This is a genomic window from Pseudomonas sp. Root562 (assembly GCF_001427125.1).
Classification (GTDB): Bacteria; Pseudomonadota; Gammaproteobacteria; order Pseudomonadales; family Pseudomonadaceae; genus Aquipseudomonas.
Window position 1 is genome coordinate 294,525 of record NZ_LMGK01000020.1, and the last position, 12,212, is coordinate 306,736.

The window sequence follows — 12,212 nt, forward strand, 5'->3', positions numbered from 1 at the left end:
TTAACAGAGTGCTTGCGGATGCGGTTGCACGAACCTGCAATTCGCGTTGAATGCCGGGGTGGCAGTTCGTCACAGGTCTGAAGGATCGCACCTACGCTGTGATAAAGTCCGCGCCCTGAAAAATGTACACCCTGTGGTGAATGTCCGGTCGGTTAGTCGAGACACCCATGGCGAGGGAGCTTGCTCCCTCGCCACAGGAATCAACGCTGGCATTTGCCCTGTGTTTCCTTCTCGGTTTCCTGCCTGCGGCCTGCCCTGTTTGTTGCCGCAAACCTGCGAAACCATGCATTAATAAAAATCAGAGATGCTGTTTTATGACTGCTTCATCCCCTTCTCTATTACACCGCATTAAACGCTTGAGCCTGGTCACGCAGATCGTGATCGGCCTGATCGCCGGTATTACCCTGGCGCTGCTTGCCCCCGACGCGGCGAAATCCACGGCGTTCATTGGCAAAGTGTTTGTCTCGGCACTGAAAGCCGTCGCACCGATTCTGGTGTTCATACTGGTGATGGCGTCCATCGCCAACCACAAGCACGGCCAGGAAACCCATATCCGACCGATTCTGTTCCTGTATCTACTGGGGACGTTCGCCGCTGCAGTGGTCGCGGTGATTGCCAGCATGATGTTCCCGTCCAGCCTTGTGCTGTCGACGCAGGACGTGGCGGTGACAGCGCCGGGCGGCATTGGCGAAGTGCTGCAAAGCCTGCTGTTGAGTGTGGTGGATAACCCGATCAGTGCGCTGATGAATGCCAACTTCATCGGCATCCTGGCCTGGGCCATCGGCATGGGTATCGCCATCCGCCATGCGGGCGACACGACGCGTGAAGTGCTGGGCGACCTGTCCAACGGCGTGACGGTTATCGTGCGGCTGGTCATCAGCTTCGCGCCGCTGGGGATTTTCGGCCTGGTGGCTTCGACCCTGGCGACGTCGGGTTTTGGTGCCTTGATCGGCTACGCGCATCTGTTGGCCGTGCTGCTGGGTTGCATGTTGTTCGTGGCGCTGGTGATGAACCCGCTCATCGTGTTCTGGAAACTGCGCCGCAACCCGTATCCGCTGGTACTGACCTGCTTGCGCGAGAGCGGCATCACCGCATTCTTCACCCGCAGTTCGGCAGCGAACATTCCGGTCAACCTGGAGTTGAGCAAGCGTCTGGGCCTGCACGAAGACACCTACTCGGTGTCGATCCCTTTGGGTGCGACCATCAACATGGCCGGTGCTGCGATCACTATCACCGTGCTGACGTTGGCGGCCGTGCACACACTGGGGATCACCGTGGATATTCCGACTGCGATCCTGCTCAGCGTCGTCGCGGCAATCTGCGCCTGCGGCGCTTCGGGTGTGGCGGGTGGTTCGCTGCTGCTGATTCCACTGGCGTGCAGCCTGTTCGGCATTCCGAGCGAAATCGCCATGCAGGTGGTAGCGGTAGGTTTCATTATTGGTGTGTTGCAGGATTCGGCGGAGACCGCTCTGAATTCTTCCACTGATGTGCTGTTCACGGCGGCGGCTTGCCTGGGTGAAGAGCAGAAAGCCGAACGGCTGGCGTAGTACATCGCCACTCCCACAGCAGATCGCTTGCCCATGAAAAAGCCCCCGCAGCCAAAGGCTCCGGGGGCTTTTTTACATCTGGACGGTTTAGAACGCGCCCATGTAATCGCGCTTGCCCACTTCCACACCGTTGTGGCGCAACAGTGCATAAGTGGTGGTGACGTGGAAGAAGAACTGCGGCAGGCCGTAGGTCAGCAGGTAAGCCTGGCCAGAAAAACGCTTTTCTTTCGGCGTGCCAGGACGGGTGACGATCTCGATGCCTTCCTTGCCATTGATCTGCTCAGGCGTGAACTCGCCGATGTAGGCCAGAACCTTGGCGATCAGCGCTTGCAGCTCGGCGAAAGTGGTTTCGGTGTCGTCGTACTTCGGCACTTCAACCTCGGCCAGACGCGAAGAAACGCCCTTGGCGAAATCGACGGCGATTTGCACCTGGCGCACCAGCGGGAACATGTCCGGGTACAGGCGGGCTTGCAGGAAGGCGTTCGGGTCGATGTTCTTGGCGGTGGCGTGGGCCTCGGCTTTTTTCAGTACATCGCTCAGGGCGTTGAGCATTTGCTGGAAAACAGGAACGGAGGCGTCGTACAGGGAAATGGTCATGGCAGTCTCGCGTGATGACAGGAGGAAACGTGGGGCCGATTATAGCCATGCGCGACCGTCCTGCGGCTTGTCTTTTATCCTGCAAGGATTAGGCTAGGCTGCTTCGATGGCACAGGGAAAAGCGCGATGAACACTGAACAAGAACAGACCTTTGACGAACCACGCCTGAACGGCACGGAAATCCGCATTCTGGGTTCGTTGATCGAGAAACAGGCCACCAGCCCGGAAACCTATCCGCTTACCCTCAATGCCCTGGTGATTGCCTGCAACCAGAAAACCAGCCGCGAACCGGTGATGAACCTCACTCCCGGCCAGGTTGGGCAGAGCCTGCGTGCACTTGAAGGACGCGGTTTCACCAAACTGGTGATGGGCAGCCGCGCAGATCGCTGGGAACACAAAGTCGACAAGGCGTTGGAGTTGGTGCCGGCTCAGGTGATTCTGACCGGGCTGATGTTTTTGCGCGGACCGCAGACAGTCAACGAACTGCTGACCCGCAGTGGTCGCATGCATGAGTTTGAAGATGCCGAACAGGTGGTGCATCAGCTCGAGCGCTTGATTGCGCGAGGGCTGGCGGTGCTGATTCCGCGACAGGCGGGGCAGCGCGAAGACCGTTATACCCATGCGCTGGGCGATCCGGCGGATATCGAGGCGATTCTCGCGGCGCGGCAGAACCCGTCGGAACGCGGCGCTGGCAGCGGTGTTTCGGTTGAGCGGATAGAGGAGCTGGAGGCGCGGATTGCGGCGCTGGAAGAGCGGCTGGCGCGGCTGGAATAGCTGATCTGCTGCTCATCCTGATGTTGGATGTGCCGCCGTCATCGCCAGCAGGCTGGCTCCCACATTTGGATTGCTTCCATTGTGGGAGCCAGCCTGCTGGCGATGACGGCCGACGCAAACATATAAAAACCAGGATTTATCAACCCCGCGCAAACGCCACCGCTTTCTGAAACTGTTCCTCTGTCGGGCGAACGCCGGTGTACAGCACAAACTGCTCCAAGGCCTGGATTGCAATCACTTCCAGCCCGGTAATGACCTTCTTGCCCTCGGCACGCGCCCGCACGATCAGTGGGGTTTCCGACGGTATCGCCACCACATCGAAGACGATATCCGCGGCCTTGATGACTTCGACGCCGAAGGCCAATTTACCGGCTTCTGCCCCGCCATCCATGCCCACCGGGGTTACGTTGACCAGCATCTGCGGACGACGGGTACCCAGGTCCGCTTGCCATTCATAACCCAGGGATTGGGCCAAAGCGCGGCCGGCGCGTTCGTTACGGGCCACGATCAAGCCATTTTTGTAACCACCGTCACGCAGGGCACTGGCAACAGCCTTGGCCATGCCACCGCTGCCGCGCAGCGCAAACGTAGTGTCCTTGGGCACTTCGTGGGTTTGCAGCAGTTGGGCCACGGCGATGTAATCAGTGTTGTAGGCCTTGAGATGGCCGTCGGTGTTAACGATGGTGTTGATCGATTGAATGGCGGCGGCGGAAGCGTCCATTTCATCGACCAAGGCAATACAGGCTTCCTTGAACGGCATGGACACGCCACACCCGCGAATGCCCAGCGCACGAATACCGCCCACGGCACCCGGCAGATCCTGACTGCTGAACGCCTTGTAATAGAAATTCAACCCCAACTGCTCATACAGATGATTGTGAAATCGCAGGCCAAAGTTGCCGGGGCGCCCGGAAAGTGACATGCACAACTGAGTGTCTCGATTGGGGTTCATCTGCATGAAGATCTCCTTCTAACGCACTTTCAGATGGACGGGATTAGCCAGCCCAAGTGTTCTGATCAATGATAATCGCGTACCTGTCGGCGGCACCTGCAACCGTCAGAAAACCGGTACAGACCTTACACAAAATTTACCCTGCGGCTGTGCTGATTTTCAAAAAAACGCTGTCTTAGAAGTATCCCCGCGACAAACCTTGAGTCTATTGCAGACACAAGCGCCGGGGCGAAGAAGCGAGGAACTATCATGATCCGTACAATCCCCACAGTGGCCTTGCTGATCGGCGCTCTGACTATCGCCGGGCAGGCAGAGGCGCATGGCGGTGGCGGCGGCGGTTGGGAAGGCCCGGCGGTATTTGGCGCGATCGTGGGCACGGCCATCGTTGGCTCGGCCATCATCAACAGCAACCGACCGGTGTACGTCGCGCCGCAACCGGTCTATGCCCAGCCGGCCCCGGTCTATTACGCACCGCCACCGCCTCCGGTCTACTACCAACCAGCTCCGGTGTACGTGCAACAGCCGATCTACTACCGTCCGGCGCCGGTCTATTACGGACCACCCCGTGGCTATTACGGCCCGCCCCGCGGTTACTATCGCCCCCGTTACGGTCACTACTGACTGGTTCATCAAGCCCCGCAGTGACGGCTAGATGCTGTTCACTTAAAGCATCCTGTGGCGAGGGAGCTCGTCTTTGAGTGAGCAGTATTGCGCTGTAATAGCGGGGCTTTTTTGGCCCGTTGTTTCGTCCTGAACAACGCTTTCACCTTCTGACTTATCATCAGGCTGGTCTGAATAAATCTCGCCGAGGTCGCTCTCGGGACAGCGGGCCGGGCATAAATGGGCAACAGTGTCCCGACACTGTTTCTGCCGCGCGGCAGCCAACGGTCATATTTATGTCATGTCAGGTCTGCAAGCTCGGGCCTGTCCGTCAAGAACAGGTTGATAACAACAAGGACGACCTCATGCCAACGCAAAATCCGCACCGCATTGTCGGCCTGTGCACTTCAAGCAAGGTGTACAACGCGCTGACCGAACTCAAGCACCTGGAAGGTCATCGCAGCGCCAAGTTCCTTTCGCTGCTGACGCAAAACCTGGTGCGCAAAGGCCTGCTCAATGAGCAGGAAGTGGTGCACATGCTCGACCAGGTCGTCGATTGAGCGACAGCGGGTCAATTGCCCTCACTCGCATCAATGACCACTATCGAAAACGGTGATTGTTCGTAAAAACCTGCGCCACGTAAGGTAGCCCCATAGATTGATGGAGGTTACTTATGATGTCTCAAGTTCAGATCATGTCCGTTATCGGCAGCGCCGTCCCTGCACCGCTCAGAGCGCTGGGCATGCTTGCCTGCTGGTATCTCGTCCAGGATGGCGAACAAATCAGCGGCCCGCTCACCTCACTGCCCGATGCCCAGGCGCTGTCGCAGCAAATCAGTGCTGGCCAGCAAGGCAAGCTCAACGCCTAAGGCAACTGAACCCGCGGCTTGGTCTCGATGAAAATCGCCCAGCTCGACATGAACAGTGCGGCAATCAACGGCCCGATGACAAAGCCGTTGAGACCGAAGATCGCCAGGCCACCCAAGGTGGAAATCAGGATCATGTAATCGGGCATCTTCGTGTCCTTGCCCACCAGGATCGGTCGCAGCACGTTATCGACCAGGCCGATCACGAACACACCGAACAAGGCCAATGTCACGCCTTGCCAGATCGCCCCGGTAAACAGGAAAAACGCTGCCACCGGCGCCCAGACAATCCCGGCCCCCACAGCCGGCAACAGCGACAGAAACGCCATCAGCACTGCCCAGATCAAGACACTGGGAATATCCAGAAACCAGAAGATCAAACCGCCCAACGCGCCCTGCGTGATCGCCACCACCAGATTGCCCTTCACGGTCGCCCGCACCACGCGGTTGAACTTGAGTTGCAAACGGCGCTTCTGGGTTTCCTCCAGCGGTACGGCCATGCGCACCTTGCGCGCAAGTTCGGCACCGTCACGCAAGAAGAAAAACAGCAGGTACAGCATGATGAAAAAGCTGACGATGAACTCGAACGTGCCCTGACCAAAACTGAACACCTGGGTAGCAACGAATTCATTGCCGGACATGGCGCTCTTGATGATTTTTTCCCGCAGCCCATTCAGTTCGCCCATTCCGAAACGGTCGAGCAAATGCTGGAAGTAGGCCGGCAGGCTGTGTTTGAACTGCGTCACGTAGCCGGCTATGTCCAGTTCACCACTCTCGATCTTCTGGTAGACCGCTGTTCCTTCCTGCACCAGAAAGATGCTCAGGACAATCACCGGCAGGATCGCGATCAACAAACAGATGCTCAAGGTGAGCATGGAGGTGAGGTTGCGCTGCCAGCCGAATTTCAATTGCAGCCTTCGCTGTAGAGGGGCGAACAGAATCCCGAGGATCACCGCCCAGAATACGGCACCGTAAAACGGCAACAATATCCAGATGAAAGCAACGCTTACCAGTGCCAGCAGGATCGTCAACGACCTGTCTTTAAGTGTTTCTTCGTTCATGTCCGATCCATGCCAGTCTGCCTGAACGCGAAAGTACGTCCTGTTCCTTAGGCCGCCACGGCTCGCACGAGTGCCATCCGTTTGTGAATAAAGCATAGATCCAGATCAATAAACCCTCGGAGCAAAGCGTTTACCCTGCTCGGCTTTTGCGATCGACTCACCATGAACCTCATTGCTCCGGAACTGCTCGCCCCCGCCGGCACCCTGAAAAACATGCGTTATGCGTTCGCCTACGGCGCCGATGCGGTGTATGCCGGTCAGCCGCGCTACAGTCTGCGGGTGCGCAACAACGAATTCGATCATGCCCATCTGGCCCTCGGCATTCGCGAGGCGCAGGCGCTGGGCAAACGTTTCTATGTAGTGGTCAACATCGCGCCGCACAACGCCAAGCTAAAGACCTTCCTCAAGGACCTGGCGCCCATCATCGCCATGGCGCCCGACGCGCTGATCATGTCCGATCCCGGCCTGATCATGCTGGTGCGCCGACACTATCCGCAGATGCCGATTCACCTTTCAGTGCAGGCCAACACCGTGAATTGGGCCAGTGTCGAGTTCTGGCAACAACAGGGCTTGAGCCGGATCATTTTGTCGCGGGAGTTGTCGCTGGAAGAAATCGAGGAAATTCGTCAGCAGGTCCCGGCCATGGAGCTGGAGGTATTTGTGCATGGTGCGTTGTGTATGGCCTATTCCGGGCGCTGCCTGCTGTCGGGCTACATGAACAAACGCGACGCCAACCAAGGCAGCTGCACCAACGCTTGCCGCTGGAAATACGCTGCGCAACCGGCCACCGAGAACCTGCTGGGAGAGATCGTCCAGACGTTCGAGCCGGAACCGACCCTGGGCATCGGCGCGCCCACCGACCAGGTGTTCCTGTTACAGGAAGCCAACCGTCCGGCCGAAGAGATGCCGGCCTTCGAGGATGAACACGGCACCTACATCATGAACGCCAAGGATCTGCGCGCGGTGCAGCATGTCGAGCGCCTGACGCGGATGGGGGTGCACTCACTGAAAATCGAAGGCCGGACCAAATCGCATTTCTATTGCGCACGCACCACTCAGGTTTACCGCCGGGCAATCGACGATGCGGTGGCTGGCCGGACGTTCGACCGCAGCCTGATGGCAGATCTGGAATCCCTCGCCCAGCGCGGTTACACCGAGGGCTTCCTGCGGCGCCATGTGCACGACGAATACCAGAACTACCAGAACGGCAGTTCGGTATCAGAGCGACAACAGTTCGTCGGCGAACTGACAGGCGAACGTCAGGGGCGTTTGGCGCAAGTAAAGGTGAAAAACCGTTTTGCCTTGGGCGACCACATGGAACTGATGACGCCCAAGGGCAACTTCCACTTCGATCTGCACCAGCTGCAGAACATGCAAGGCGAGCCCATCAAAGTGGCACCGGGCGACGGACACACGGTGTATTTGCCGATTCCGGATGCGGTGGATCTGAATTTCGGGCTGCTGATGCGGGATTTGTCGTAACCCTCCTATAGAGCGTCAGGCGAACTCTTCGCGCAACATCGCCACAAACGCCTCACGCGCCGGGTGCACCCCGGCGTTTTCATGCCAATAAAACAGGTTTTCAATGGCCGTCAGTTCAGCAAACTCATAGCCCACGCAACCCGCGCCCTTGGCGTATTGATCGAACACGCCCTTGGGCACCAATGCCACGCCTGCCCCGGCACTCACACAGCCGACGATTGCGCCGTAACTGGCCAGACTGACAATCGGCAACGCCATGCCCTGGCGCAACAACCAATGCTCCAGCGCCGCTCGGTACGGACAACCTTGAGGCCACATGAACACGGTCTTGTCCTGCAGATCCGCCATGTCGTGCACCGGCCCAAGCGACGTCGAGGCGATCAGCAACAGGTCTTCGCGGTACATTGGCGTACGCTTGAGATGCGAGCGCTCGACATCCACCGCGACGATTGCGCCGTCAAGTCGATGGCTCAACGTGTCATCGAGCAACTGCCCCCAACTGCCCGTGGTCAATTCCAATGCTACCGCTGGATAGCGCTTGTGAAACTTGGCCAGCAAGCGCGGCAAGCGTCCGGTAGCGGAAGACTCGATGGCGCCAATGCGCAATGGCCCGGACGGCTCAGCCATCGGGTCCACCGCACGCTTGGCTTCAGCGGTCAGGGCCAGAATCCTCGAGGCGTAGGCCAGAAAGGTCTGGCCAGACGGGCTGATCCGCAAACCACGCCCTTCACGCAGAAACAGCGCCACACCCAACTCCGCTTCCAGCGACTTGATGCGCGCCGTGATATTCGACGGCACGCAATGCAACAGCTCGGCGGCACGGGCAATACTGCCAACCTCGGCCACGGTCTTGAACATGCGAATCTGCGCCAGCTCCATACATCACCCAAAGTGAATAGATAGCGCAGTATAAGTCAGTTGTGATGAACGATAAGGATTCCGATACTCGGCGCATATTCCACCGGTGCCCGACCATGAATCCTCTGACCCCCTCCCCCCTGAAAATCATCCTGACCATGCTGTTCGTTGTCGCCTGCTGGGGATACTCCCCGAGCGGCATCCACATCGGATTGCTGGCCTACGACCCTGTGCATCTGGCGTTGCTGCGCTTTCTGATCGCTTCAGTGTTCATGGCCGCGGTCGCGCTGTTGCGCGGCATTCATCTGCCGAGACTCCGAGATCTGCCACTGCTGTTCGGGCTGGGTTTGTTTGCGGTGAGCCTGCATCACGTGGCGATCAATTTGGGCCAACAGGGCGTCAGCGCCGGCGCATCGAGTGTGCTGGCACAGACGACGCCGCTGTTCAGCACCTTGCTGGCGCGCTTCGTATTCAAGGATCGGGTTAGCGTCTGGCGCTGGGGGTGCGTCGTCCTCGGATTGGTCGGTGTGATGATTGTCGTGGCAGGTGATCACGGCTTCGGCAGCATCGACGCCCATGGCTTGTTGATTCTGCTCTCGGCATTGTCGTGGAGTGTCTACTTCGCGATGCAAAAGCATCACACCGGGCGTTACGACGGCCTGACGCTGGTTTGCTACACGGTCTGGTCCGGTACTGCGCTGCTGTTGGTGTTCCTGCCGGGGCTGGCGGATCAGGTGATGAATGCGCCGCTGCGGGTACAGTTCGCGGTGTTTGCCCTGGGGATTTTTCCGAGTGCGCTGGCGTATCTGGCATGGGCCTACGTGCTGGCGCACGTGGATCTGAGCCGGGCAACGATGACCCTGTATCTGGTGCCGCCGATGGCGATGTTGATCGCTTCTTTTACCCTCGGTGAAAGGCCGACGCTGATGGTTGGAGTGGGTGCGGTGGTGGTGTTGATCAGTGTGTTGGCGTTAAACCTGGAGCGGCGCCCAATGCCTCGGGCGGCGAGCGCCTGATCATGAAGACAGGTTGAAAAATTGGGCCTCTTCGCGGGCAAGCCTCGCTCCTACGGATCAATTCGATACCGTAGGAGCGAGGCTTGCCCGCGAACGGCGATAACGCAATATCAGCAACCATCAACTGGGTGAAAACCGGTCCCGGCTGTTGGTCAAATGCAACCACATTGCCGCCCGTGCCGCATCCGGGTCCTGGCGCTTGATGGCGTTGAGAATCGCCTCGTGCTCAAGATTGGCCAACTGTCCAAGTTTGCTCAAGTCCACGGCGCCACGCTCGGCTGCGTTGACCCGGGTTCGCGGGATCATCGCGCTGCCCAGGTGCTGCATGATTTCACTGAAACACACGTTGCCGGTGGCTTCGGCAATCAGTAGATGAAAGCGTCGGTCGGCCTCGACGCAACTGTCATTGTTGGCCAGCAGGTTCTGGTAATCGTCGAGCGCTTCGCGCATCTGCGTCAGTTGCTGATCGGTTCGACGCGTCGCCGCCAGCGCTGCTGCCTGGGTTTCCAGGCCCATGCGCAACTCGAGGATGCTGCGCACTCCCAGCGCGGTATCCACGTTCAGCCGCAACCCCTGCTCCGGCGCCCGCTCCAGTACAAACGTGCCGATGCCGTGACGGGTTTCCACCAACCCTGAAGCCTGCAACTTCGAGATCGCCTCGCGCACCACCGTACGACTGACACCATGCTCCTGAACGATCGAGTTCTCCGACGGCAGCTTGTCACCGGGCAGCATTTGCCCGAGCAGGATGCTCTGGGTCAGCTTGGCCACCAGGTCGTGGGCCAGGTTGTGGCTGCGCTTGCGGGCAGGTGCATCGAGATCTTCTTGCATGGGCGCGTCCGAATGACATGGCTATCGAATCGTAGCACCGAGCGTTGCGGGAATCGTCAGAAAAATCGCACCAACTTGTATGACAACACTCAACAAATCCTGAATCCACCAACAAAATTACGCCTAACCTGACCTCGAATCCTTCATCAAATATCCAACTGGCAGCGGTTTTTATTGGGCAAAACGGGTTGCAAGGCAAAAAAATGTAGTTGTATGATGTCTATCAACAACGCAACACCGTCACACCCCGCATAAAAATAACGAGTGGGAGAAAACACAGTGAATACATCCATCTCCGGGATGAACGACGACGCCAATTGCGTGCTGAAGTCCGCCATCTCCAAAGTCAAACGCCACGTTTTGCCGCTGTTCGTCATCATGTTCATCGTCAATTACATTGACCGAGTGAACATCGGCTTTGTCCGCGCCCACATGGAACACGACCTGGGCATCGGCGCTGCCGCCTACGGGCTTGGGGCCGGGCTGTTCTTCATCGGCTACGCACTGTTCGAAGTGCCGTCCAATATCCTTCTGCAAAAAGTCGGCGCACGAATCTGGCTGACCCGCATCATGTTGACCTGGGGCCTGGTCGCCGCGGGCATGGCGTTCATCCAGAATGAAACCCACTTCTACATACTGCGATTTCTGTTGGGCGTGGCCGAAGCCGGATTCTTTCCCGGGGTGATCTACTACTTCACCCGCTGGTTGCCCGGCGTGGAACGCGGAAAGGCAATTGCGATTTTCCTCAGCGGCTCGGCGATTGCCTCGCTGATCTCCGGCCCGTTGTCCGGATTGCTCCTGCAAATCAGTGGCCTGGGCATGCATGGCTGGCAATGGATGTACTTCATCGAGGGCATGTTCTCGGTGGGTTTGTGCGCCTTTGTCTGGTTCTGGCTGGACTCCAAACCCCACGACGCCAAATGGCTGACCCGCGACGAACAGGACGCGCTGGTAAAAGCCATCGACGATGAACAACTGGCCCGCGAAGCCGCGACGCCGGTCAAGCCGTCGCTGGGCAAACTGCTCAAGGACCGGCAGATCATCCTGTTCTGTGTGATTTATTTCTTCATCCAGCTGACCATCTATGCCGCGACCTTCTGGCTGCCGAGCATCATCAAGAAAATGGGCGACCTCAGTGACTTCCAGGTCGGGATGTTCAATTCGATTCCATGGCTGCTGTCGATCATCGGCATGTACGCCTTCGCTTCGTTGTCAGCCAAATGGAAGCACCAGCAAGCCTGGGTCGCGACCGCGTTGCTGATCGCCGCCGCGGGCATGTTCATGTCCACCACCGGCGGGCCGATCTTCGCGTTCGTGGCGATCTGCTTTGCCGCGCTGGGTTTCAAATCGGCGTCGTCGCTGTTCTGGCCGATTCCCCAGGCCTATCTGGATGCGCGCATCGCTGCGGGCGTCATCGCGCTGATCAACTCGGTGGGCAATCTCGGCGGCTTCGTCGCGCCAACCACTTTTGGCCTGCTCGAAGAGCGCACCGGTTCGATCCAGGGCGGGCTGTACGGCCTGGCCGCCACCTCGATCATCGCCGCAATCATCGTCTTCGCTGCACGCAACAAACCCAAATCCGCGCCCGCCACCGCATCGGCTGAAGCCGCGCCACGTCACGCTTGAAAG

Annotated in this window: 13 protein-coding genes; 8 read left to right on the forward strand and 5 right to left on the reverse strand. The window is 58.6% G+C overall.

The features are described from left to right. Nucleotides 1-314: 314 nt before the first annotated feature. Nucleotides 315-1,547, forward strand: coding sequence for a serine/threonine transporter SstT (sstT, locus tag ASD60_RS15055; RefSeq protein ID WP_056854750.1), 1,233 nt, complete (start codon nucleotides 315-317; stop codon nucleotides 1,545-1,547). 87 nt (nucleotides 1,548-1,634) lie between these two features. On the opposite strand, the gene ASD60_RS15060 is transcribed toward sstT, so the two are convergent. Further along, a complete protein-coding gene (locus ASD60_RS15060; RefSeq protein ID WP_056854751.1) occupies nucleotides 1,635-2,144 on the reverse strand; it encodes a DUF1993 domain-containing protein in 510 nt (169 codons plus the stop codon). 126 nt (nucleotides 2,145-2,270) lie between these two features. Between ASD60_RS15060 and ASD60_RS15065 the strand changes: the two genes are divergently transcribed. After that, on the forward strand, nucleotides 2,271-2,918 hold the full coding sequence (locus tag ASD60_RS15065) for a YceH family protein (protein WP_056854752.1): 648 nt from the start codon (nucleotides 2,271-2,273) through the stop codon (nucleotides 2,916-2,918). A gap of 139 nt (nucleotides 2,919-3,057) precedes the next feature. On the opposite strand, the gene ASD60_RS15070 is transcribed toward ASD60_RS15065, so the two are convergent. Next, nucleotides 3,058-3,876, reverse strand: coding sequence for a shikimate 5-dehydrogenase (locus ASD60_RS15070; protein WP_056854753.1), 819 nt, complete (start codon nucleotides 3,874-3,876; stop codon nucleotides 3,058-3,060). Nucleotides 3,877-4,119: 243 nt separating this feature from the next. Between ASD60_RS15070 and ASD60_RS15075 the strand changes: the two genes are divergently transcribed. From ASD60_RS15075 to ASD60_RS15085, 3 genes are all read left to right on the forward strand, one after another. After that, nucleotides 4,120-4,491, forward strand: a complete 372-nt coding sequence (locus tag ASD60_RS15075) for a hypothetical protein (protein WP_056854754.1) — start codon at nucleotides 4,120-4,122, stop codon at nucleotides 4,489-4,491. Nucleotides 4,492-4,835: 344 nt separating this feature from the next. Next, a complete protein-coding gene (locus ASD60_RS15080) occupies nucleotides 4,836-5,030 on the forward strand; it encodes a hypothetical protein (RefSeq protein ID WP_034149937.1) in 195 nt (64 codons plus the stop codon). 116 nt (nucleotides 5,031-5,146) lie between these two features. Then, entirely contained in the window at nucleotides 5,147-5,338 is a 192-nt protein-coding gene (locus ASD60_RS15085) for a hypothetical protein (protein WP_056854899.1), read from the forward strand. Here the strand turns inward: ASD60_RS15085 and ASD60_RS15090 are convergent. Next, the gene (locus tag ASD60_RS15090) at nucleotides 5,335-6,396 is read right to left on the reverse strand and encodes an AI-2E family transporter (protein WP_056854755.1); all 1,062 of its coding nucleotides are present in this window, start codon (nucleotides 6,394-6,396) and stop codon (nucleotides 5,335-5,337) included. The two genes, ASD60_RS15085 and ASD60_RS15090, sit on opposite strands and share 4 nt — an antisense overlap. Nucleotides 6,397-6,558: 162 nt before the next feature. On the opposite strand from ASD60_RS15090, the gene trhP reads away from it, so the two are divergent. Further along, complete coding sequence (gene trhP / locus ASD60_RS15095; RefSeq protein WP_056854756.1) at nucleotides 6,559-7,878, forward strand: prephenate-dependent tRNA uridine(34) hydroxylase TrhP; 1,320 nt, start codon at nucleotides 6,559-6,561, stop codon at nucleotides 7,876-7,878. A 15-nt stretch (nucleotides 7,879-7,893) separates the two neighbouring features. Here the strand turns inward: trhP and ASD60_RS15100 are convergent, their stop codons facing one another. Then, nucleotides 7,894-8,757 carry a LysR family transcriptional regulator gene (locus tag ASD60_RS15100; RefSeq protein ID WP_056854757.1) on the reverse strand — a complete coding sequence of 288 codons (864 nt, stop codon included), beginning with the start codon at nucleotides 8,755-8,757 and terminating at the stop codon, nucleotides 7,894-7,896. Between the two features lie 95 nt (nucleotides 8,758-8,852). Between ASD60_RS15100 and ASD60_RS15105 the strand changes: the two genes are divergently transcribed. After that, nucleotides 8,853-9,752, forward strand: a complete 900-nt coding sequence (locus tag ASD60_RS15105) for a DMT family transporter (RefSeq protein WP_056854758.1) — start codon at nucleotides 8,853-8,855, stop codon at nucleotides 9,750-9,752. A gap of 120 nt (nucleotides 9,753-9,872) precedes the next feature. Here ASD60_RS15105 and ASD60_RS15110 read toward each other — a convergent pair whose 3' ends face one another. Further along, nucleotides 9,873-10,583, reverse strand: a complete 711-nt coding sequence (locus ASD60_RS15110) for a FadR/GntR family transcriptional regulator (protein WP_056854759.1) — start codon at nucleotides 10,581-10,583, stop codon at nucleotides 9,873-9,875. A gap of 279 nt (nucleotides 10,584-10,862) precedes the next feature. On the opposite strand from ASD60_RS15110, the gene ASD60_RS15115 reads away from it, so the two are divergent. Then, on the forward strand, nucleotides 10,863-12,209 hold the full coding sequence (locus ASD60_RS15115; RefSeq protein ID WP_056854760.1) for an MFS transporter: 1,347 nt from the start codon (nucleotides 10,863-10,865) through the stop codon (nucleotides 12,207-12,209). Nucleotides 12,210-12,212: the final 3 nt, after the last annotated feature.